Genomic DNA, 20,417 nt, shown 5'->3' with positions numbered 1-20,417 from the left:
CGGGCCCGCAGCGGGTCAGCGAACGATGTTGCGGCTGAACAGTTTCCGCGCCCAGAGGTACCCACCCGCCGCGATGAGCACGCACCACCCCACGGCGAGGTAGACCTCGGAGCCGACCGGGGTGCCGTGCAGGAGCGCCCGGATCGTCTCCATCACCGGGGTGAACGGCTGGTACTCGGCGAACCACCGCAGCGCGGCCGGCATCGAGTCCGTCGGCACGAACCCACTGCCCAGGAACGGCAGCAGGATCAACGGCATCGGCAGGTTGCTGGCGCTCTCCACGCTCTTGGTCACCAGACCGAGCGCGACCGTGAGCCACGTGAGCGCGAAGGACAGCAGCAGCAACATCCCGGCGATCCCCAGCCAGCCCACGAAACTCGCGTCCGAGCGGAAGCCGATCGCGAACGCCAGCCCGAAGACCACCGCCACGCACAACATGGCCTGGATGAGACTGGCGAGCACGTGCCCGGTCAGCACGGCACCGCGGCTGATGGCCATGGTGCGGAACCGCGCGATGATGCCCTGGGTCATGTCCATCGCCACGGCGATCGAGGTGCCTTGCACCGCACCGGCGATGGCCATGATCACGATGCCCGGCGTCACGTAGTTCACGTAGGCCTCGCGGCCGCCCGCCGGCGTGCCGAGGCCGGCGCCGAGCGTGCCGCCGAACACGTACACGAACAGCAGCAGGAAGATCACCGGCATGACCAGCAGCAGGATGGTCATGGACGGGTAGCGCAGCAGGTGTTTGAGGTTGCGGCGCAACATGGTCGAGGAATCACGCAGGGCGTAGCTCATCGGAGACCGCTCCGTTCGGTGAGGGCGAGGAACACGTCGTCGAGGTCGGGCAGGTGCACGGACAGCTCACCGACGTCGAGCTGGGCCGCGTCGAGCTTGTCCAGCACGGCGCGCAGCGACTGCACGCCGCCGTCGCTGGGGACGTGCAGGGTGAGGGCGTCGTCGTCGCGGGTTCCGTCCGGGAAGAGGACCGCGGCCGAGGACAGGGTGGTCCCGTCGGCGAAGCGCAGCCGCACGTGGCCGCCCGGGATGAGGCGCTTGAGCTCGTCGGCGGTGCCCTGCGCGACGAGCCGGCCGTGGTCGAGCACGGCGATCCGGTCGGCGAGCTGGTCGGCTTCCTCCAGGTACTGCGTGGTGAGGAAAACCGTGACGCCACCGGCCACGAGCTGCCGGATGATCGTCCACATCGTGCGCCGGCTGCGCGGGTCGAGGCCGGTGGTGGGCTCGTCGAGGAAGATGACGCGCGGCACGCCGACCAGGCTCATCGCCAGGTCGAGGCGCCGGCGCATGCCGCCGGAATAGGTGGACACGAGCTTGCGCCCGGCGTCGACCAGGTCGAACTGCTCCAGCAGCTCGGCCACGCGCCGGCGGCCGGCGGTCTGGGACAGGTGGTGCAGGTCGGTCATGAGCCGCAGGTTCTCGGTGCCGGTGAGCAGCTCGTCGACGGCCGAGAACTGGCCCGTCACGCCGATCGCGGTGCGCACCCCGTCGGCGTCGGTCGCGAGGTCGTGCCCGGCCACGCGCACCTGCCCGGCGTCGGGGTCGAGCAGCGTGGAGAGGATCTGCACGGTGGTGGTCTTGCCGGCGCCGTTGGGTCCGAGCAGGGCGAACACACTCCCCTCGGCGACGTCGAGGTCGATGCCGTCGAGCACCGTCTGGTCGCCGTAGGCCTTGCGCAAGCCGGTCGCCGAGATGGCTGAGGTGGTGGTCATGGCCCTTCTTTCTCCGTGGTGCGACCACCGTCGCCGATCGGCCTGACACGGCCCTTCGCTCGCGCTGACACGGAGCTGACACGACCGCTTGGCATCTGTCCGGGCCGCCTTTAGCGTGGTCGCCATGACGACCTACGTGCTCGTGCCCGGCGCCTGCCACGGCGGCTGGTGCTTCGAGCGGCTCACGGCGCAGCTGCGCGAAGGCGGCCACCGCGTGCTGCCGCTCACGCTCACCGGGCTCAGCGAGCGCCGGCACCTGCTGCACGCGGGCGTGAACCTCGACACCCACATCGAGGACCTCGTGGGCACGCTGGAGGCCGAGCGCGTGGAGAACGCCGTGCTGGTGGGCCACAGCTACGGCGGCATGGTGATCACCGGCGCCGCCGATCGCGTGCCGGACCTGGTCGACGCACTGGTGTACGTGGACGCCTTCGTGCCGCGCGACGGCGAGTCCTGCTGGCAGCTCACCGACGACCGCCAGCGCGAGTGGTACCTCGGCGTCGCCGAGACCGGGTACGCCGTGCCGCCGCTGCCGTTCTTCGACCCGCGCGCCTCGGCGCACCCGCTGGCGTCGTTCCTGCAGGGCATCCGGCTCTCCGCGGACCTCAGCCGGTTCCGCCGCCGCGACTACGTGTACGCGAAGGAGTGGGACGGTGGCTCGCCGTTCCGGCCGACGTACGAGCGGCTGCTCGACGATCCACTGTGGACCGTGCACGCCCTCGACGGCAAACACGACCTCATGCGCGACGCGCCGGACGAGCTGCTGCGCATCGTGCTCGACGCGGGCTGACCCGGGCCATGGTGCGATAGCGGCGTGGAGATCAGGGAGATGCGCGCGTTCGTCGCGGTGGTCGAGGAAGGCGGGCTGTCCGCGGCCGCTCGCCGGCTGCACGTGAGCCAGCCGTCGGTGACGCAGACGGTGCAGTCGCTGGAGCGTCAGCTCGGCGTGCAGCTGCTGGTCCGCGGCAACGCGGGCGTGCAGCCGACGGACGCCGGGATGACGCTGGCGGCCGAGGCACGAGCCGTGCTGGCGCGCCACGACCAGGCCGTGGCCGCGGTGGCGCGCCACACGTCGGGCAGCGTGCTCCGGGTCGGCATGCCGCTGGAGCTGCCGCCGGACCTCATGTCGCGGGCGCTCGCCGAGCTAGCCACGGCGTTCCCGGACACGCGCGCGCAGGTGGTGCACGCGTCGACCACCGGGCAGTTCGCGCTGCTGAAGAAGGGTGAGCTGGAGCTCGGCCTGGTGCGTGAGCACCCCGTCGGCCCCGAACTCGACGCGATGCTCGTGCTGGAGGAGAAGCTGGGCGTGCTGCTGGCGAAGGAGCAGGCCGATCGGCTCGCCGGCCCCGACGGCGTGCGGCTCGACGCGCTGGCCGGGCTCGAGTGGATCGGGTTCCCGCGCGAGGGCAGCCCGGCCTGGTACGACGAGGTCGTCGCCGTGTTCCGCTCCCACGGCCTCGAAATCGGCCCCGACCCCACCGCGGGCCACTCGCTGATCTCCGAGCTGAAGTTCGCCGCCGTGAGCACGGGTGGCGCGTTCACGCTCGCGCCGCCGAACTGGACGCAGCCCGTGCCCGGGCACCTCGCCTGGTGCCGGCTGGTCGGCGCGCCCCTCGTGCGCCGGACGTGGGCGGTGTGGCCGGCGTCTTCGCACCGGCGTGACCTCGGGCACCTGGTGGCCGCACTGGACGTCTTATAGGGGGCATAAGGCAGCGGTATCGCCAGGTCGGAAGGCTGATCGGGGGATTTCGCTTGTACGGGACGACCGCGCACCACGGCGCGGCCGGACCCGGAAGAAGTGACTGAAAATGACCGCAGAACTGTCGGGCACCACCGCTCTGGTCACCGGCGCCACCAGCGGCATCGGCCGCGCCACGGCGGTGGCGCTGGCGAAGCTCGGCGCCCACGTGCTGGTGAGCGGCCGCGACGCCGACCGCGGCGAGCAGGTGGTGAAGGAGATCGTGGCCGACGGCGGGCAGGCCGCCTTCCTGGCCTCCGACCTCGCCGACGCGGCTTCGGCACGCGACCTCGCTTCGCGCGCGCTGGCGGTGACCGGACGCGTGGACGTGCTGGTGAACAGCGCCGGCATGTTTCCCTTCGGCCCCACGGAAAACACCACGGAGCCGGACTTCGACGCGGTGTACTCGCTGAACGTGAAGGCCCCGTACTTCCTCGTGGCCGCTCTCGCCCCGGCGATGGCCGCGCGCGGCACGGGTTCGATCGTGAACGTGTCCACCATGGTCGCCGAGTTCGGCGCCGCGGGCATGGGCCTCTACGGCTCCAGCAAGGCGGCGCTCGAACTGCTCACCAAGTCGTGGTCCGCGGAGTTCGGCCCGCAGGGCGTGCGCGTGAACGCCGTGAGCCCCGGCCCGACCCGCACCGCCGGCACGGCCTCGATGGGCGAGAACCTCGACCAGCTCGCGTCTCTCGCGCCCGCCGGCCGCCCCGCGAGCCCGGAGGAGATCGCGGCGGCGATCGTCTTCCTGGTCACCGGCGGCGCGAGCTTCATCCACGGCGCGGTCCTGCCCGTGGACGGCGGACGGGTTGCGGTGTAAGGGTTTCCGAGGTGGGCCCGCGGGCCCACCTCGGCGGCGCATCGAGCTACTGGTGCTGGAGTTCCCGGGATTTCCGCAACGACCGCAGCGCCCGTGAGTCCGCGAACCCCGCGCTGCGCGCCGCGGCCTCCAGCGTCGAACCGTCGGCCAGGAGGTGCTCGGCGTGTTCCAGCCGCAGCATCTGCTGGTACCGCAGCGGAGTCATGCCGACGGCGTCGACGAAGTGGCGCGTGACCGTGCGCTCGCTGCAGCCGAGCTCACGAGCCAGCGACGAGAGGCGCAGCGGTTCGGCGTAGCGCGTTTCGAGGAGGTCCTGCAGGCGGTGCACGAGGTCGGACAGGTGGTTGCGGTGGCGCAGCAGGCCGGTCACGGGTTGCTGGCCGTTGCGGCGCGCGTAGACCACGAGCGAGCGCGCGATGCGTCCGGCGACACCCGGGCCGTGGGCGGAGGCGACGAGTTGCAGCGCCAGGTCGATGCCGCTGGCCATGCCGGCGGAGGACGCGACGCGGCCGTCGACGACGTAGAGCACGTCGCGGACCACGGTCGTGGCCGGGTACTGCAGGGCGAGGTCGTCCTGCAGGTCGTGGTGGGTGGTGCAGCGGTGGCCGTCAAGCAGGCCGGCCTCGGCGAGCGCGACGGTGCCGGCGCTGACGCTCGCCACGAGACCACCCGCGGAGTGGTGCACGCGCAGCAGGTCGAGCCCGCCCCGCATCTCCGGCGCCACGCCCGGGGTGAAGCCGGCTCCGCCAGGCACCAGGAGGATGTCGTCGCGGCCTAGCACGGGCACGCGGGTCGAGGCGCGCACCGGCAGGCCCTCGGCGGTGGGCACGTCGGGTTCGTCGGCGAAGTAGGACAGCTCGTACGGCAGGCCGAGCGAGCGCGCGGCGAGGAACACGTCGGCCGCGCCCGCGATGTCCAGCAGGTACGCCTCGGGAGCCAGCAGGAACACCACCCTCGTCATTCGGGCGACGCTACCGGCGAGGTCTCCCCGGCCGGCGCGGTGAGCGCGGGCCGGGGAAACCTCGGGTAAGGCTGTTGCCCTCGCGGGCCCAGCCGGGTGAAAAACGGTTACGCGGCCAGGGAAGGCACTCGTTCGCCCTCGATCGGCGGGGCGGGCGGGGTGCCGTCGCCGAACGGGCGGCCGCCGAGTTCCTCGCGGCCGTGCGGCGTGAGCCAGCCCGACAGGTCGGGCCCGGCGGGGATCACGCCGGTCGGGTTGATCGAGCGGTGCACCACGTAGTAGTGCTCCTTGACCTGGTCGAAGTCGATCGTGTCGCCGAACCCGGGCGTCTGGAACAGGTCGCGGGTGTAGGCCCACAGCACCGGCATCTCGGTGAGCTTCTGCCGGTTGCACTTGAAGTGGCCGTGGTACACCGCGTCGAAGCGCACGAGCGTGGTGAACAGGCGCACGTCGGCCTCGGTGATGGTGTCGCCGACGAGGAAACGCTGGTTCGCGAGGCGCTCGGTGAGCCAGTCGAGGCGGGCGAAGAGCGCGTTGTACGCCTTCTCGTACGCCTCCTGCGTACCGGCGAAACCGGCCTTGTAGACGCCGTTGTTCACGTCGTGGAACACCTTGTCGGCGACGTCGTCGATCTCGTCGCGCAGGGGCTCCGGGTACAGATCGGGCGCGCCTTCGCGGTGGTAGGCGCGCCATTCCAGCGACAGGTCGAGCGTCATCTGCTTGAAGTCGTTGGTCACGACCTTGCCGGTGGGCACGTCGACGATCGCCGGCACGGTGATGCCGCGCGGGTACTGCGGGTCGCGCTTGAAGAAGGCCTCCTGCAGGCGCTCGATGCCGAGTACGGGGTCGCGCCCGCCCGGGTCGAGGTCGAAGGTCCAGCTGCGCTGGTCGTGCGTGGGCCCGCAGATGCCCATGGACAGCACGTCCTCGAGGCCCAGCAGCCGGCGCACGATCGACGCGCGGTTGGCCCACGGGCACGCGCGGGCGATCACGAGGCGGTAGCGGCCAGGCTCCACCGGCCAGCCGTCGCGGCCGTCGGCGGTGATGCGGTCGGGGAGGTAGTTCTGGTCGCGCTTGAATTCGCCCTTGTCGGCGGTCATGACACCACTTTCGTCGAGGGGTTGCAGGTCACTCGGGGCACGGCTGGGCGCCGTCGGGCTCCAGCGCGGCGGCCACGCGCGCGAGGATGGGGCCCGCGCCGCGGATCTCGTCGGGGGTCAGGTGGTCGAACAGGTGCGACCGTACGCGCGCGAGGTGGCCCGGGTAGGCGCCCGCGAGCTTCGCCCGGCCCGCTTCGGTGAGCGACGCGTTGGCCGCGCGGCCGTCGCTCTCGCACTTGACCTTCTCCACCAGGCCGCGCTTCACCAGGCTGTCGACCACGCGGCTGATGCGGCTGAGCGAGAGCGCCGTGGCCTTGGCCAGGTCGGAGAGCCGCAGCCACGCCTGCTCGGCCTCGGACAGCGTCACGAGCACGGTGTAGTCGGTCATCGACAGGCCGGTCTCGTTCACGAACTGGTCGTCCAGCACGCGGGGCAACACGGTGATGATCCGCGTCAACGGCCGCCACACGGCCTCTTCTTCCCTGCTCAACGGCACTCTGTCCACCATATGGGCAGTCTACCGGAATACTTGCTCGCGCAATCAGGTTATGTGGGCTACAGTCTCGTTGAGCCCTCAACCAAGTGGCTGAGGGAGCGAACCCGGAGGAAGAAAACATCATGACCAGCGCGACCACCACTTACCCCCAGCTGACCGGCGACTACACGATCGACGCCGCCCACAGCCGCATCGGCTTCGTCGCCCGCCACGCGATGGTGACGAAGGTCCGCGGCTCGTTCAACGAGTTCGAGGGCACCTTCTCCGTCGACGGTGAGAACCCGGCCAACTCGTCCGCCAAGGTCACCATCCAGGCGCACAGCATCGACACCCGCAACGCCGACCGCGACGGTCACATCCGCAGCAACGACTTCCTCTCGATGGACGAGTACCCGCAGATCACCTTCGTGTCCACCGGGATCACCCAGACCGGCGACAGCAGCTTCGACGTGACCGGCGACCTCACCATCAAGGACGCCACGAAGTCCATCACCATCCCCTTCGAGTTCGAGGGCTCGGCGAAGGACCCGTTCGGCAACGAGCGCGTGGGCTTCGAAGGCTCCACCGTGATCTCCCGCAAGGACTACGGCATCACCTGGAACGCCGCCCTCGAGACCGGTGGCGTGCTGGTGTCCGACAAGGTCACCCTCGAGTTCGAGGTCTCGGCGATCAAGAGCGCCTGAACCTCACCTCAGACCCCGGGTAACCGGGTCGCGCAGGGCCGGCTCATCCACATGAGCCGGCCCGTTCGCGTTTTCCGGGGTCAGTTGTCCGCGAGCAGAGCCTCACCCAGGCGGCGCCAGTGCGGCATCGCCGACTCCCCCGGCGGCGTCCCGATCACCTGGATGCCGACGTGGTCCGCGCCGGCCGTGAGGTGGCCGCGCAGCTTCTCCACGACGGAGTCCACGTCGCCCCAGAAGACGAGGGCGTCGATGAGGCGATCGGAGCCACCGGCGGACAGGTCGGCGTCGGTGTAGCCGAGGCGGCGGAACTTGGCGACGTTGTACTTCGACGTGAGGTAGCGCGCCAGGTGCTCGCGCGCGGTGGCGCGCGCCGAAGCCGGGTCCGCGTCGAAGAGGACGGCGTGCTCGACGCCCAGGAACGTGTCCGGACCGAGGATCGCGCGAGCGTCGGCGGTGTGCTCCACGGTGACGTGATAGGCGTGCGCGCCGGATGCGCGGTCGCGGGCCAGCTCCAGCATCTTCGGGCCGTAGGCGGCGAGGATGCGGCGGATCGGCGTGGCCGGCGCGGGGTTGGGGCTCTGGACCGCGTCCATCTCGTCCAGGTACGCCGCCATGGCGGCCAGGGGTTTCACGTCCGGGCGCGCGGTGCCGCCGAAGCCGAGGCCGAGCACGTGGCGGCCGGGGTAGGCGTCGGCGAGCAGGTGGGCCGCACCCTGGGTCGAGCGGGCCTCGCGGGACCAGATCTGCGCGATGCCGTTGACCACGTGCAGCCGCTCGGTCGACGCGAGCAGGAACCCCGCGTGCGTAAGCGCTTCCCGACCGAGCAGCTCCGGGATCCAGAACGCGCGCCAGCCCTGCTCTTCCAGCTCCTGCACCGAATCCCGCATCAACGCGGCGGGCTGGTGCTCGAAGTCGAACGTCCAGATCCCGAACTTCCCGAGGTCGTCACTCATCACGTATCGAAGTATCGCAGATTTACGATATGAAGTGCAACCAAGCAGCCCGGGCTCGAACCACGAAGACCTACAACGTCTGCCCCAGCACCGAAACCAGCGAAGCGATGCGCTCCTCGTCACGCCGGTAGTGCGTCCACTTCCCCACACGCGTGGAGCGCACCAGACCCGCGCGCTCGAGCTCCGCGAGATACGCCGACACCGTCGACTGCGCCAAACCCGCCTTCGCCTGCAGGTGGCTCACGCACACCCCGACGTCGAGCACGCCGCCGTCGAGCGGGAAGTGCTGCGCGGGCTCGCGCAGCCACGAGAGCAGCTGCAGCCGCACCGGGTTGGCCAGCGCCCGCAAGGCCCGCACGACCTCCGGATCCGCGACGGTTTCCACCTGATCAGACTACCGCGCGGCCGGGTGCCGAACTCCGGCGCAGATTCTCGATCCCCACGTCCAGCGCGGCTTCCAGGTGCGCCGACGACCCCGTGGACAGCAGCATCACCACCCCGCCCTGCACCCCGGCCAGCAGCGCCGACGCCGCCCGTGCGGGATCGACCGCCGCCCCGATCTCACCGGTCGCCTGCAGGTGCCGGATGCCGGCCGCGAGCTCGGCGAGCCAGCGCTCCATCAGCCGCGTGGACACGGCCTGCGCGCCCGGGGTGTTGCGGCCGAGCTGCGACATCACGACGTTGAGCGGGCAGTGCTGCCCCTGCTCCACGTAGTGCGCCACCACCGTGTCGCGCCATGCCTGCCACGCGTCCCACGTGTGCAGCGCGCCGAGGTAGGGCTGCTGCGAACCCAGCACGCGGTCGGCCTCGAACTCCGCCACGGCCAGCAGCAGCTGCTCCTTGCCGTCGGGAAAGTAGTGGAACAGCTGGCTCTTGCTGGTGCCGGTGCGCGCGCGGACGTCGTCGAGCGTGGTGTCGAACACGCCGCGCTCGCGGATCTCCGCGGCCGCGCCCTCGACGATGCGCTGCCGGGTCGCGGCGCCCTTGCTGGTGATCGTCACGACCGCCACCTTTCTGGACTTGCGGGTCCATTTTACGCGAGGCACGGTTGAACCCGCCAGTCCATTCCAGAAGGGAACACCCACCGTGACCTCACGTCTCGAAGGCCGCACCGCGCTCGTCACCGGTTCCACCGGCGGGATCGGCGTCGCCATCGCCCGCGTGCTCGCCGCCGAAGGCGCCCACGTGCTGGTGAGCGGCCGCGACACCGCACGCGGCGAGAAGGTGGCCGCCGGCCTCGCCGAAGCAGGCGGCCGAGCCACGTTCCTGCGCGCCGACCTCACCACCGGCGCGGCCGTGCGCGAGCTCGCCGGAGCCGCCGAACACGCGGCCGACGGCGCGCTCGACATCCTCGTGAACAACGCCGCCCTGCTCAGCGCGCCGAAGCCCACCGGCGAGCTGAGCGACGAAGAGATCGACGCGCTGCTCGCCGTGAACATCAAGGCACCGATGCTGCTCACCGGCCTGCTCGCGCCGGGCATGGCCGCGCGCGGCAGCGGCGCGATCGTGAACCTCGGCTCCATCAACGGCCTCGACGGCATGGCCGGCTCCGCGCTCTACAGCACCACCAAGGCCGCCGTGCACTCGCTGACCAAGTCGTGGGCCGCCGAGTACGGGCCCGCGGGCGTGCGCGTGAACACGATCGCGCCCGGGCCCACGCTCACCGAGCGCTTCGCGGACTCGGCGCCGATCCGCGAGCTGGTGGCCACCGTTCCGTCGCGGCGGGCGAGCGCGCCCGAGGAGATCGCCGGCGCCGTGCTGTTCCTGGTGAGCGACGACGCGCTGAACATCCACGGCACCACGCTCAGCGTCGACGGCGGCTACTCCGCCGTGCGGTCGGTGCGCACCGCGTAGGACCGCGGCTCAGTAGGCGGTGCCGCCGTCCGACCAGCTCGTGTCGCCGAAGTCCTCGTCGTCCACCGCCGCACGACGAGGACGTGGCTGCGGTTTCGGGGTCGGCGGCTCGACCACCGGCTCGGCCACCGCAGCCGGAGTTTCGTCCTCGGCGGCCGCCGCGTCCGGCACGCCGTTCGGCCACACGCACGGCGAGGTCGACCCCAGGTACAGCTTGCCCAGCTCGTTGGCCTGAATGGACATGTCGAAACTGTCCGCGGCGTTGCGCGCGAACACGTACTGGTCACCCGGCCGCTTGTCGGCGACCACGGTGAACCCGTGCGAGCGCCACCACGCCACCACGGCGTCGAAGTGCGCGCCGAACGAGGCCACCGCCAAGCCGGTGATCTCGTAGGTCACGGAGATCTCGAAGCGTCCGGCCGGGCCGTCGTCCGTCGGGTCCGTGCACTCGGACCGGTTCTGCGAGAACAAGGTGCGCGCCGCCGTGCGCGGCAGGGACTCGAACGCGGCGCGCACGTAGTCCTCGACCCGGTCGTGGGCCTGTTTCTCGGTCATCGTGGTTTCCATGGCCCCACCTCCGGGGGAGCAGGCGACACAGGTCAGCAGGACGGTGAGCGCGGCGAGGGCGCGCCGGGCCCTCACCCCGGCCTCCCCGCGATGATGCGGCCGAAGCTGCGCAGCGAGGGGTTGTTGTCCTCCCAGTACTGGCTGTGCGCCGCACCGGAAAGCCCACCCTCGTACCACGGCCCCTTCGTACCGGGCGCCGAGTCGAAGACCTGGCCGCCGAAGCCCGACCCCGCCGGGTCCGGCCCGAGCGGATCGTGGCCGGCGACGCCGACGTTGGTGATCTTGATCATGTCATGCTCGGCGACGGTCGAGTGCACGTGCTGCGCCACCTGATCCTGCGGCACGCCGTCGAGGTGCAGCTGGTTCGCGTGGTCCACCCCGACACCCGGGCTCGCGACGAACACGATCTCGTCGGCGTCGAGACCACCGTCGCGCGCCGCGTGGCCGACCACGGTGGTGCCGTAGCTGTGGCCGAGCACGGTGTTGTGCGACGGCGCGCCCTCGTGGGAGGCGCGCAGGCCCTCCTCGAACTTCGAGAGGTCGCCTTTTCCGCCGTCCGCGTAGCTCGCGCTGGCCGCGTCCCACAGCTCGTCCGGCGCGTCGTAGCCGACCCAGGTGATCACCGACGGCGAGGGCGAGCCCGCCATCGTGGCCGACTGCCACATCTTGTCCGAGCGTCCGAGGTCGCCGCCGATCTTCCCGAGCTCGCTGCCGGTGCCGGGCACGTAGGTGGCCACATCCGTTGCCGTGTCGGGATTTCCGGCGGCCACCACGGCTTTGCCGTCGCCGCTGGTGTCGAGCTGCATCAAGTACGCCTGCGGTTTGCCGGGCCCGGTGTCACCCAGCCGGTTGCCGATGTCGGTGAGCCCGCGCAGCTTCGTCTTCGCGGCCTCGCTCGGGTCGTTGCGCAGCCGAGCCATTTCCCGTTGCAGGACAACGCGGTTCGCGGCGTCACGATCCTTCACCGGCACGCCGTCGAGGTTGCGCACGAGGTCCGGGTTGTCGCGCAGGATCGTGCCCTGCGCCGTGGTCGAGAGGCTGTCCCACCACGCACGGTTGTCGCCGGGGGTGCCACCTTGCGGCGGGCCGAGGGTCGACAGGCCGCTCTGCGCGGTGCCGGCGGCGGCCGCCTGCGCGAGCGTGGTGGCGCCCTGGTCGGTGATCTCGCCGCTCGCCGCGCGGGTGAGCACGGCCGCGAAATCGGCGTCGACGTCGGTGGCCTGGCGCAGGATCTGCTCCACCCGGTCGGAAAGCTCCTCGCGCACGCGGTCGTTCGGCACCACACCCGGCCCGGGGACGGCGGTGATCCAGCCGCCGTCGTCGATGGTGAATCCGTTGTGGGCGGCCACTTCGTCGGTGTCGCGGACTTCGCCCGCGAGGCGTTCCACGGCCACCTGCGCCTCGTGCGCGGCGCGCCGCACGGCCGAAGCCTCGGCCACGAGCTGGTCGAGCCGCGTTCTCAACGCGGTGCCACGGGCCTGCGCGGCCGTCGCGGCATCGCCGGTCCAGCCGTCGAGGCGCGTCATGCCGTCGACATCGGCGTCGGCCGCGAGCAGCTCTTCGATGCGTCGGCTCACGGTGTCGGCGACCGCGCCGACGGCCGCGGGGTTCCAGCTCCGCACCGCACCCCAGGTGATCATCGGCCGGCCTCGGTCACGTCGTCGGTGGCCTGCTGCTCGGCGCCGCGGTAGCCGCGCGCGGCGTCGTCGAGCTGGGTGCCGTAGGCCTCGGTGTCGGTCGCCCACTGCGGCACGGCCGTGTGCCAGACGTCGCCCAGCTGCGCCGCAGCCCCGACACTCGTGCCGCCCGGCATCCCAGTCGCGACCCCGGCGAGCGAGCCGGCCAGGTCGACCGGGCGCACGGTCGCGGCCGCACGGTGGGCGTGCCCGGCCGCCTCCGCCACCGTCGCCGGAACGACTTCGAACCCCGCACCCATGCGTACCTCACTTCACCCCGCAGCCAGAAGTCACCGTACGACGATCGGCGTGTCCGCGGGGTTCCGAGAAGACACCGGAAATCCGGATTGTCTGTACCACTGCGTCTGACCTGGGCACTCTTGCCCTTATCTCGTCCACATATGTGAACGCCAGTCACGTGACTGAATAGTTATCAGCCGGTGTATTGCCCACCGGTGAGCCGCGTGTGACTGTGTACGGCGAAGTTCGTCGGAACGCGTCCGGCGCCCAGCCAGGAAAAAACCGGCTATTCGAGACCCACCATGCTCGGCCGAACGGCGCTGGTCCCCACCGGCGAACCGGACCGGCCGGCCAGCACCGGAAAGAGACGGCTCGGTTATGACACAAACTGCCGCGGCGCGGCGGCCCATCAACAGGACCACGTTGTACTTCTTCGGTGCCCTCGGCGGCATCCTGTTCGGTTACGACCTCGGTGTCATTTCCGGTGTTCTGCCGTTCATCGGCAAGACCTGGAGCCTGACCGGGTGGGACAAGGGCGTGATCACCGCCAGCCTCTCGGTCGGTGCGATCGTCGGCGCGCTCTTCTCCTCGCGGATGAACGAGAAGCTCGGCCGGCGCCGCACGATCATGGTGGCCGCGGTCATCGTGATCATCGGCACGATCGCGGCGAGCGCTTCGCCGAACTTCGCGATGCTGATCGTCTCGCGGCTCGTGATCGGTGTCGGCATCGGGCTTTCCTCGTCCACGGTGCCGACCTACCTGTCCGAGCTGGCCCCGGCCCGCCTGCGCGGTGCCATGGGCGCGCTCAACCAGATCTTCATCGTGCTCGGCATCCTGATCGCGTTCCTCGTGAGCTACGGCCTCGGCCCGTCCGCCAACTGGCGGCTGATGTTCGCGGGCGCCATCGTGCCGGCCGTGATCCTGCTGGTGGGCCTGATCTTCCTGCCCGAGACCCCACGCTGGCTGGTCGCCAACGGCCACGAGGAGCAAGCGCGCTCGGTGCTCGTGAGCTCCCACGGCAACGCGGTGAACGTGGACGAGGAGATCACCACCATCCGCGAGGTCATCCGCCTCGACACCGAAACGGCCAAGACGCGCTTCCGCGACCTGTGGGCGCCGATGGTCCGCCCGATGCTGATCGTCGCCCTGCTGCTCGCCATGGGCCAGCAGTTCAGCGGCGTGAACGCGATCAACGCGTACTTCCCGACGATGCTGATCGGCCTCGGCTTCGCCACGCAGGCGGCGCTGCTGTCCGGCGTGCTGCTGGGTGTCACGAAGTTCCTGTTCACGGCCTGGGTCGTGTTCGTCGTCGACCGCTGGGGCCGCAAGCCGCTGCTGCTGATCGGCAACGTGCTCATGGTGGTCACGCTCGTCGCGGCCGGGTTCATCGTGATCGAGGTGGACGACGTGACCACCAAGGGCATCCTGATGCTCGTGGCGATGGTGCTCTACCTGGTGGGCTACGAGCTCGGCTGGGGCGCGGTCGTGTGGGTGATGATGGCCGAGGTGTTCCCGCTCAAGGTCCGCGCGGCGGGCATGGGCATCAGCAGCGTGGTGCTGTGGGCCGCCACCGGCATCGTCAGCGCGGTCTTCCCGATCATCTCCGATCCGGGCGCGCTGGGACTCGGCGGTTCGATGTTCCTGTTCGCGGGCATCAACGTGGTGCTCTTCGCGCTCACCAAGTGGCTGGTCCCCGAGACCAAGGGCCGCACGCTCGAGCAGATCGAGCTCGACCTGCGCGGCCGCCACAACGCGGGTACCAAGGCCGAAGCGGCCTGATCTTCCGACCCGGACGGCCGGGGCGCGGCGGGGTGACCCCGGCGCGCCCCGGCCGTCGCCGTTTTCAGGTCCCGGTCAAGTCCGCTTCGGGTCCACTTCGGACAGAATTTTCCGCGCGGAGTTGGCACACCGGTGATCACGGTGCTGTACTGCCCTCAGAGCGCGAGGAGGTGGCGGCATGAGCGAGCCGGACGGGACACCGGGCCGGCACCGCGTGTCCGACCCCGGTGGGTTCCCGGAAGACGGCCTGCTCGTGCGGCCGTACGCGCGCACCCGCGGGCCCGCTCAGGTGAGCCACGAGCTGGCCCTCGAGACGCTGGTCTCGACCACCGAGCTCGGCCGCCGGCTCAGCCGCATGCTGCGGGAGCCGTACGGCAGCGCGTGCGAGCTGTGCGTGTCCACGGTGTCGGTGGCCGAGCTCTCGGCGTACCTCAACCTCTCCATCGGCACCGCGCGCGAGCTCGTGGAAGAGCTGCTGGTCGAAGAGCTGCTCTACGTGCACCCGCCGGTCGGCGCGTACGACTCGGAAGCCCGCACGGAGGTGCTGGGCCGCATGCTCGGCGGGCTCGACCGGCTCTAGTCCCGCGGATACCCTCGGGTCGGTGACGACTGCGGCGGCCCGGTTCGACCGGTGGATCAGGAACGAGTTCGTCGAGTACAACACCGCGCTGGAAGAGGCTTACTTCGCCGAGCGGCAGGAGATCCTCCACGGCCGGCCCGGGCTCGACGAGCTCAAGCAGGCCCTGGTCGCCGAAGGCCACCACCTGATCGGCGGCATCCTGGCCGAAGGCGCGCTACCCGTGGTAGAGCGGGAGAAGTACCAACTGCTCGGCCTGGTGGGCTATCACCTCGCCGCCTGCCGGAGGCACGAATCGGTTGCGCCGGGTGCCGAGCAGCTCTCGGCCGCCTGGTCGCTGGCATCGTTGCTCGGGTCCTCGCTCGGTGTGGCGCCGCGGTTCGTTTTCGCGCACCAGGCGATGTACAACCCGGCCAGTGGCGGGCAGTTCCAGACCTTTACGTCACTCGAGGACGAAGCAGTTTTCCTGACCAACAACGGGCTGGCCGTGTTCGCTTACCAGCGCGCGGCCGAGGCGATCCGGCAGATCGCGCCGATCGGCGTGTCGAGCCCGCTCTCGGCGTATTTGCTGGAAACGGCATTGGCCGCGTTGGAAGACGTGCTGCAGTTCAACCGCACGCTTTCGAAGACGCTGGACGTCGAGCGGTTCTTCTTCAACGTGCGGCCGTACTTCAAGACCTATCGGGTGGGCAACGCCGAATACCGCGGCGCGAACGCCGGCGACTTCTCGGCGATCAACGAGCTCGACGTCCTGCTGGGACTCGCGAGCACGCGGGATCCCTTCTACCAGAACCTGGTGACCGAAAAGTACCCGTACGTCACGCCCGCGGACCAGGTGCGGCTGCGCGCGATCGGGGACGAGGAACCGCTGCTCACGCGATTCCTGCGCGAAGCCGAGGCGACCCCGGACCCGCGGCTTCGGAAGAACGCGGAACTGTTCCTCGCCGTGTGCCGGGCGCACGGCGCGGCGTATACCTACCACCACCACAAACTCGTGCTGCCCTTCCTCGTGGAACCGGCGAAAACGGCGCCGCCGGAACGGCTTTCGGAGCTCACGGCGAGCGGGCCGCCGCTCGACGTCGTCGTTTCCGGGCTCTCGTACCTGGCCGATCTGCGGGCGGCCCGCGACCGGCCCGGAAAACCGTCGGCCCGCAAGGATCTCGACCGGCTCCGGGAATGGGTTTCGACCGCTTCCGGTGACGGCCACCCTGCGTGACTCACCGCATCGGCCGAGTAACTCCGGAGGTGTGGCGGCGACTTTCCCACCGTTGATTCCGATCGACGAAAGGGAAGTGAAGCCTTGAGACCGAGACTGTGGGCCGGCGCCGTGCCGCTGGCCGTGGCAGCCCTTGCCATGAGTGCGATACCGGCCGCCGCCGTGACCGGGAACCTGCCGGGCGGCACGAGCATGTCGGTGACCTTGGCCTCCCCGGCCGAGGACACCGTGATCCCCCAGGGACCCGCGACCGTGACCGGCACCGCGTCGGTGGGCACCGGAGCGGCGGTGAAGGACACCGGGCTCACCTACGTGCTCGACGTGTCCGGCAGCACCGGCTCCGGCTGCTCGAACACCACCGTGCTGGGCTGCGAGATCGCCGCGGCCAAGGCGCTCAACAACGACGCCGCGGTGCCGAACACCGTGATCGGCAGTGTCGGCGCGGCCGTGTTCGGCACCGGCAGCGCCACGGCCGACGTGGGCCCGGCGGCCGGTGAGCAGACGCTGACCACCCCGACCGCCGACGCGAACGGCAACGGAGCCCGCGACATCAACGAGGTGCTCGACTCGGCCGTGATCGGCGGGATCGGCAAGTTCACCGCGAAGAACTTCCCCAGCGGCACGGACTTCACCGCCGGCATCAGCGCGGCGAAGACCGTGACCGACGCGCAGACCGAGAACCGCAAGATCGTGGTGTTCCTCTCCGACGGCGCGGCGGTCGGCGACGTGCGCCCGCCGCTGAGCACGGTGCCCGCGAACGTCACCTACTACACGTTCGCGGTCGGGGCCGGCTCGAGCTGCGCCGGCGGCTCGTACGAGTCGAGTCTGCAGGCCATCGCGGACCTGACCGGCGGTACCTGCACCGCCGTGCCCGACCCGGCGAACCTGCCCAACGTGCTGCCGGGTGTGATCGACTCGCAGCTGACCGCGCTCACGCTCTCGGTCGACGGCGGCGGCGCGATCCCGGTGACGAACGTGACCCCGGGGCTGCCGCGCACGGGCCCCGCGTCCGTCACGTACTCCGTGGCCACCGGCAACCTCGCGCCGGGGCGCCACGAGCTGTGCGTGACCGCGCACGGCACCGACGGCGGCGGCCCGGGCACGGTCGCCGACTGCACGCACGTGATCGTGAACGCGCCGCCGGTCGTGGTGGCCGGCGGTCCGTACGCGGGCCAGGAAGGCACCGCGGTGTCGCTGGCCGGCACGGTGACCGACCCCGACGGCCAGGCGGGTTCGCGGCACTGGAGCATCGCGCCGGGTGCGGGGGTCGACGCGGGCGCGACGTGTTCGTTCGGCAACGCCGCGGCGCTGAGCACCACCGTGACCTGTGACGACGACGGCACGTACACGCTCACGCTGACCGCCGACGACGGCATCAACCCGCCGGTGGCGCGCACGGCCGCGTTGACCTTGACGAACGTCGCGCCGGCCGTGCACATCACGGCGCCGACGACCGACACCGTGTTCAACCACGGTGCCGCGGTGGCGGTGACCGCGCCGTTCACCGACATCGGCCACCACGACACGCACACGTGCACCGTGGACTACGCCGACGGTTCGGCCCTCGTCACGGGTTCGGTCACGGAGTCGGCGGGTGCGGGCAACTGCTCCGCTTCCCATGCGTACACGGTTTCGGGCACGTACAACGTGCTCGTGCGCGTGACCGACGACGACGGGGGCGCGGCGACCGCGATCGTGCGGATCATCGTGAACGACCCGCCGGTGGTCGTGGCCGGTGGCCCGTACGCGGGCCAGGAGGGCACGGCGGTGTCGCTGGCCGGCACGGTCACGGACCCGGACGGTCCTTCCCTGGCCACGCACTGGACCGCGACCCCGCAGTCCGGTGTGGACAGTGGGACCTCGTGCACCTTCGGGAATCCCGCTGCGCTGTCCACCACGGTCACCTGTGACGACGACGGTGTGTGGACACTGACGCTCTCGGCCGACGACAGCCTGCACCCGGCCGTGCTGAAGACGACCACGCTCACGCTCACGAACGTCGCGCCGCACGTGAGCATCTCGGCACCGGCCGACGGGCAGCTCGTGCTGCGCGGCGCGCCGATCGGCGTCACCGCGCCGTTCACCGACATCGGCACGCACGACACGCACACGTGCACAGTCGACTTCGCTGACGGCTCCCCCGTGGCCACGGGGGCGATTTCCGAGACGCCGGGTTCGGGTACCTGCACCGCTTCGCACACGTACACCGGCGTGGGCGCGCACAACGTGCTGGTGACGGTGACCGACGACGACGGCGACTCCGCGACCGCAGTGGTCAAGATCGTGTCGTACGTGCGGGCCGAGGCCTGGTCGCTCAGCGCGAGTGGCCTGATCAACGTGAGCAAGACGCCGCTGGCCGGCTGCCCGCCGAACAGCGACCACACCACGGCCACGGTCAACGTGCTCGGGCTGGCTTCGGTCCAGGCCCTGCACGCCGACTGCACGCTCGACGCGTCCACCGGCCGCACCAACGCCGGCGCGCTCGTGTCGGGTGCCTCGCTGCTGGGCGGGGTGATCTCGCTGAAGGACATCCAGACGTCCTGCGTCGCCGACGGGACCGGCCTGCACGGTTCTTCGCGGGTCGGCACCCTCAACGGCCAGCCGATCGGCACCGGGCCGGCCACCATCGGCATCCCCGGGGTGGCGACGGTGCACCTCAACGAGACGGTGACCGGGCCCAACGGTCAGCTCGCGCAGTACGCGGTGCGGGTGGTGACGTTGCTCGGACAGGAGATCGTGCTGTCAGGGTGCCGGATGGGCTTCTGACGGCCGGGTTCTCCACTGTTGGGTTCTCGACCGCCGGGTTCTCGACCGCCGGGTTCTCGAGTGCCTAGCCTTTCGGCCATTCGAGTGTGACGAAGAAACGATGAATTGTTATCCCGACGGGGTGGACAGGACTCGGCGAAAATGTCCTGTCCCCCCGATCGGGTGAGAATGGAAAAAAAGCCACCGCCGGTTTTCCGCCGAAAGTGGCCGAATCGGAACGCGAACCGGCCCGGCACCCTGAGAACGGGTGCCGGGCCGGTTCACCGGGGCCGAGAGGTCAGCAGCTGATGAGCAGGCTGGTGACGGCGTGGCAGGAGCGCGACGCCTTGTCGTTGGCCGCGTTGGGGTCGGTCGGCGAGCTCGCCTGGCGCTGGGCCGTGGTGGTGAGCGTGCCGATGGTCAGCAGGCCCGCGCGGGCGGAGAAGCTGGCCTTGGCCGTGCCGTTGGCCGGCAGCGACGCGATGGTGCAGGTGACGGTGCGCCCGGAAGCCGTGCAGGAGGACGACTTCGAGTACTGCAGACCGCTGGGCAGCGTGGCCTGGAGCTTCACGCCGGTGGCCGTGGCCGGGCCGGTGTTCTTCGCGGTGATCGTGTAGGTGATCTCCGAGCTCAGCACGCCCGTCGGGGCCGCGGCGAGGGAAACGCCGATGTCGGCGGAGTCCGTGGCCGGCGTGACGGTGACGGCCGGGCCGTCGAGAGTCTCGAAGGAGAAGTTGTCGCCCACGAACTGGTCCTGCAGCGTGACCGAGCCGGCCGGAGCGGTGTCCTTGACCTTGAGGGTGAAGGCGACGGTGGCGCTGGCGCCCGGGGCGAGGTCGCCGACGCCCGCGCGCAGGCTGCTGCCGAGCACGCCGCACGCGACGTCGCAGGAGACGACGTCGACGACGTCGGTGATCGGCGTCTCCTTGCCGTACAGCGCGGCCTTGGCGCCGACGACGGTGAAGTCCTGCGGGTTGTACAGGGTTTCGGTGACCGTGAAGGTCTCACCGCGCTGCAGGCTCGTGGTGCTCACGGTGATGTCGCTGCTCGGCGGGGCCGCGAGCGCCGCGCCGGGCGCCACGAACAGCATCCCGGCGGAGGCTGCCACCACCGAGAGAATGGTGATACCGCGCAGGCGTCTTTGCTTGTCCATGCTTTCTCACTATTTCGTCCGAGGGGTACCGCTCTGGCATTTTCGGGAAGACTCGGGAAAACGTAGCTGCCCCTCCGTCGCCCGGAGCCCTGCGTTCGTTACACCGCCATTCGGCGCACTCTCGGCTGATCC

Annotated in this window: 21 protein-coding genes; 9 read left to right on the top strand and 12 right to left on the bottom strand. The window is 70.6% G+C overall.

Features of this window, described 5'->3' with window-relative positions:
- Window positions 1-15: 15 nt before the first annotated feature.
- Both VSH64_RS44580 and VSH64_RS44575 read right to left on the bottom strand, forming a co-directional pair.
- Window positions 16-798, bottom strand: a complete 783-nt coding sequence (locus VSH64_RS44580) for an ABC transporter permease (protein WP_326568752.1) — start codon at window positions 796-798, stop codon at window positions 16-18.
- Window positions 795-1,730, bottom strand: coding sequence for an ATP-binding cassette domain-containing protein (locus VSH64_RS44575; RefSeq protein WP_326568751.1), 936 nt, complete (start codon window positions 1,728-1,730; stop codon window positions 795-797). Before VSH64_RS44575 ends, VSH64_RS44580 begins: the two co-directional genes overlap by 4 nt.
- Window positions 1,731-1,854: 124 nt before the next feature.
- Between VSH64_RS44575 and VSH64_RS44570 the strand changes: the two genes are divergently transcribed.
- From VSH64_RS44570 to VSH64_RS44560, 3 genes are all read left to right on the top strand, one after another.
- Window positions 1,855-2,520: an alpha/beta fold hydrolase gene (locus VSH64_RS44570; protein ID WP_326568750.1), complete on the top strand. Its 666-nt coding sequence runs from the start codon at window positions 1,855-1,857 to the stop codon at window positions 2,518-2,520.
- A gap of 24 nt (window positions 2,521-2,544) precedes the next feature.
- On the top strand, window positions 2,545-3,429 hold the full coding sequence (locus VSH64_RS44565) for a LysR family transcriptional regulator (RefSeq protein WP_326568749.1): 885 nt from the start codon (window positions 2,545-2,547) through the stop codon (window positions 3,427-3,429).
- 109 nt (window positions 3,430-3,538) lie between these two features.
- A complete protein-coding gene (locus tag VSH64_RS44560; RefSeq protein WP_326568748.1) occupies window positions 3,539-4,285 on the top strand; it encodes an SDR family NAD(P)-dependent oxidoreductase in 747 nt (248 codons plus the stop codon).
- Between the two features lie 46 nt (window positions 4,286-4,331).
- Here the strand turns inward: VSH64_RS44560 and VSH64_RS44555 are convergent, their stop codons facing one another.
- The 3 genes from VSH64_RS44555 to VSH64_RS44545 form a co-directional block, all read right to left on the bottom strand.
- Window positions 4,332-5,246 carry a GlxA family transcriptional regulator gene (locus VSH64_RS44555; protein ID WP_326568747.1) on the bottom strand — a complete coding sequence of 305 codons (915 nt, stop codon included), beginning with the start codon at window positions 5,244-5,246 and terminating at the stop codon, window positions 4,332-4,334.
- Between the two features lie 107 nt (window positions 5,247-5,353).
- On the bottom strand, window positions 5,354-6,346 hold the full coding sequence (locus VSH64_RS44550; RefSeq protein WP_326568746.1) for a glutathione S-transferase family protein: 993 nt from the start codon (window positions 6,344-6,346) through the stop codon (window positions 5,354-5,356).
- A gap of 28 nt (window positions 6,347-6,374) precedes the next feature.
- Window positions 6,375-6,854 carry a MarR family winged helix-turn-helix transcriptional regulator gene (locus VSH64_RS44545; protein ID WP_326568745.1) on the bottom strand — a complete coding sequence of 160 codons (480 nt, stop codon included), beginning with the start codon at window positions 6,852-6,854 and terminating at the stop codon, window positions 6,375-6,377.
- Window positions 6,855-6,964: 110 nt separating this feature from the next.
- Here VSH64_RS44545 and VSH64_RS44540 point away from each other — a divergent pair, with 110 nt between their 5' ends.
- Window positions 6,965-7,525, top strand: coding sequence for a YceI family protein (locus VSH64_RS44540; RefSeq protein ID WP_326568744.1), 561 nt, complete (start codon window positions 6,965-6,967; stop codon window positions 7,523-7,525).
- Window positions 7,526-7,605: 80 nt separating this feature from the next.
- On the opposite strand, the gene VSH64_RS44535 is transcribed toward VSH64_RS44540, so the two are convergent.
- The 3 genes from VSH64_RS44535 to VSH64_RS44525 form a co-directional block, all read right to left on the bottom strand.
- The gene (locus VSH64_RS44535; protein WP_326568743.1) at window positions 7,606-8,478 is read right to left on the bottom strand and encodes a TIGR03620 family F420-dependent LLM class oxidoreductase; all 873 of its coding nucleotides are present in this window, start codon (window positions 8,476-8,478) and stop codon (window positions 7,606-7,608) included.
- Window positions 8,479-8,548: 70 nt separating this feature from the next.
- The gene (locus VSH64_RS44530) at window positions 8,549-8,863 is read right to left on the bottom strand and encodes an ArsR/SmtB family transcription factor (protein WP_326568742.1); all 315 of its coding nucleotides are present in this window, start codon (window positions 8,861-8,863) and stop codon (window positions 8,549-8,551) included.
- Between the two features lie 4 nt (window positions 8,864-8,867).
- Complete coding sequence (locus tag VSH64_RS44525) at window positions 8,868-9,479, bottom strand: TetR/AcrR family transcriptional regulator (protein ID WP_326568741.1); 612 nt, start codon at window positions 9,477-9,479, stop codon at window positions 8,868-8,870.
- An 85-nt stretch (window positions 9,480-9,564) separates the two neighbouring features.
- On the opposite strand from VSH64_RS44525, the gene VSH64_RS44520 reads away from it, so the two are divergent.
- The gene (locus tag VSH64_RS44520; RefSeq protein ID WP_326568740.1) at window positions 9,565-10,332 is read left to right on the top strand and encodes an SDR family NAD(P)-dependent oxidoreductase; all 768 of its coding nucleotides are present in this window, start codon (window positions 9,565-9,567) and stop codon (window positions 10,330-10,332) included.
- A gap of 9 nt (window positions 10,333-10,341) precedes the next feature.
- On the opposite strand, the gene VSH64_RS44515 is transcribed toward VSH64_RS44520, so the two are convergent.
- From VSH64_RS44515 to VSH64_RS44505, 3 genes are all read right to left on the bottom strand, one after another.
- Window positions 10,342-10,887, bottom strand: a complete 546-nt coding sequence (locus VSH64_RS44515; RefSeq protein ID WP_326568739.1) for a hypothetical protein — start codon at window positions 10,885-10,887, stop codon at window positions 10,342-10,344.
- 83 nt (window positions 10,888-10,970) lie between these two features.
- Window positions 10,971-12,539 carry an alpha/beta hydrolase gene (locus VSH64_RS44510; protein ID WP_326568738.1) on the bottom strand — a complete coding sequence of 523 codons (1,569 nt, stop codon included), beginning with the start codon at window positions 12,537-12,539 and terminating at the stop codon, window positions 10,971-10,973.
- Complete coding sequence (locus VSH64_RS44505; RefSeq protein WP_326568737.1) at window positions 12,536-12,835, bottom strand: hypothetical protein; 300 nt, start codon at window positions 12,833-12,835, stop codon at window positions 12,536-12,538. Before VSH64_RS44505 ends, VSH64_RS44510 begins: the two co-directional genes overlap by 4 nt.
- Before the next feature lie 358 nt (window positions 12,836-13,193).
- Between VSH64_RS44505 and VSH64_RS44500 the strand changes: the two genes are divergently transcribed.
- The 4 genes from VSH64_RS44500 to VSH64_RS44485 all read left to right on the top strand — a co-directional run bounded on the left by VSH64_RS44500 (window position 13,194) and on the right by VSH64_RS44485 (window position 19,153).
- Window positions 13,194-14,594, top strand: a complete 1,401-nt coding sequence (locus VSH64_RS44500) for a sugar porter family MFS transporter (protein WP_326568736.1) — start codon at window positions 13,194-13,196, stop codon at window positions 14,592-14,594.
- A gap of 178 nt (window positions 14,595-14,772) precedes the next feature.
- The gene (locus VSH64_RS44495; RefSeq protein WP_326568735.1) at window positions 14,773-15,174 is read left to right on the top strand and encodes a DUF742 domain-containing protein; all 402 of its coding nucleotides are present in this window, start codon (window positions 14,773-14,775) and stop codon (window positions 15,172-15,174) included.
- 22 nt (window positions 15,175-15,196) lie between these two features.
- Complete coding sequence (locus VSH64_RS44490; RefSeq protein ID WP_326568734.1) at window positions 15,197-16,387, top strand: monodechloroaminopyrrolnitrin synthase PrnB family protein; 1,191 nt, start codon at window positions 15,197-15,199, stop codon at window positions 16,385-16,387.
- 84 nt (window positions 16,388-16,471) lie between these two features.
- Window positions 16,472-19,153, top strand: coding sequence for a PKD domain-containing protein (locus VSH64_RS44485; RefSeq protein ID WP_326568733.1), 2,682 nt, complete (start codon window positions 16,472-16,474; stop codon window positions 19,151-19,153).
- 277 nt (window positions 19,154-19,430) lie between these two features.
- Here VSH64_RS44485 and VSH64_RS44480 read toward each other — a convergent pair whose 3' ends face one another.
- Entirely contained in the window at window positions 19,431-20,285 is an 855-nt protein-coding gene (locus VSH64_RS44480; RefSeq protein WP_326568732.1) for a DUF11 domain-containing protein, read from the bottom strand.
- Window positions 20,286-20,417: the final 132 nt, after the last annotated feature.

The sequence above is a fragment of the Amycolatopsis rhabdoformis genome (assembly GCF_035918295.1).
GTDB classification, from domain to species: Bacteria; Actinomycetota; Actinomycetes; order Mycobacteriales; family Pseudonocardiaceae; genus Amycolatopsis; species Amycolatopsis rhabdoformis.
The sequence above is the reverse complement of the archived record's forward strand: the minus strand, read 5'-3'. Positions and strand labels throughout refer to the sequence as shown.